Origin of the sequence: Actinoplanes aureus (assembly GCF_015704865.1) — a bacterium.
Taxonomy (GTDB): domain Bacteria; phylum Actinomycetota; class Actinomycetes; order Mycobacteriales; family Micromonosporaceae; genus Actinoplanes; species Actinoplanes aureus.
The window spans coordinates 1-1,072 of sequence record NZ_JADQTO010000098.1 but is presented as its reverse complement, the minus strand read 5'-3'; the positions used below and the strand labels follow the sequence as shown (position 1 = coordinate 1,072).

Annotated in this window: 1 protein-coding gene; it reads left to right on the top strand. The window is 63.5% G+C overall.

What is annotated here, in order from left to right:
* The first annotated feature begins 323 nt into the window (after positions 1–323).
* Positions 324–923: a class I SAM-dependent DNA methyltransferase gene (locus I4J89_RS49090; RefSeq protein WP_196421101.1), complete on the top strand. Its 600-nt coding sequence runs from the start codon at positions 324–326 to the stop codon at positions 921–923.
* The last annotated feature ends 149 nt before the right edge of the window (positions 924–1,072 follow it).

Below are 1,072 nucleotides of genomic sequence, written 5' to 3'. Positions count from 1 at the left end.
GGCACCGAAGTCCAGATGCCGCCACCGGCGCCGCGACGTGTCGTAGCGGGCCATCGTCGGTGCCCCGCACGGGCAGATCAGACGCCGTCGGCGCCGACGCAACCCGATCACGAGTCCCCGGTCGGTAAACGCCACCGACTGCACTGTCGCCCCGGTAAGGCGAAGGATTCGATTGAATGCCGTGGTAAGTCGCACAAGTTGATCAACGAGTGCCCGGCAATGCCAGACGCCCGCCGTGGTCGGGCGGATCGATGCCCGTCCGCCGCGTGAGCCGCCGTACTCAACCGTGCCGATGTATCTTACGCTGGGTCTAGGGTGTCGCCGTGAGCAAGCAGTTGGTACGTGATGCCTATTCGTCCATGTCAGAGCAGTACATCGCCCTGTTTGACGGTGACTGGCATGCCCCCGAGAGCGACACTGCCCTTGTCCGGGATCACCTCGCCGGCCTGGACGGCACGGTGTTCGATCTCGGTTGCGGCCCCGGTCATTGGACCGCCTACCTGCATTCGCTCGGCGCCGACGTGACGGGCATCGACCTGGTCCGTGAGTTCATCGACCATGCCCGGACGAACTTCCCTGGGCCGGAGTTCCGACTTGGCTCGATGACCGAACTAGACATTCCCGACCATTCGGTGGCCGGCATCCTCTCCTGGTATTCGACAATTCACCTGCCGCCACAGGAGCTGGACCGAGTGCTCACCGAGTTCCGCCGGATGCTAGTTCACTCCGGGAGGTTGGTGATCGGCTTCTTCGACAGCGACGACGAGGTGGCCGAGTTCGACCACAAGGTCCTCACCGCGTACCGCTGGCCAGTAGACGAATTCTCCGCCCGACTAGCAAAGGCCGGTTTCACCGAACTCCAGCGCCTGCAACAGCAGGTCCCGGACCGCAAATACGCGGCCATCGCCGCAAGCGCCAGCTGAGTCCGTGGCGGCACGTCTGGATCCGTAGACGACTCAGCGAGGCGTCACGATCGCGTTGACAACCATGACTATCCGGATGGCACCTATCGCCGTCCGTCACGGGATCCTGTAGCCGCTCCAATGCCCACACAAACCTGAGTAGTCGCACA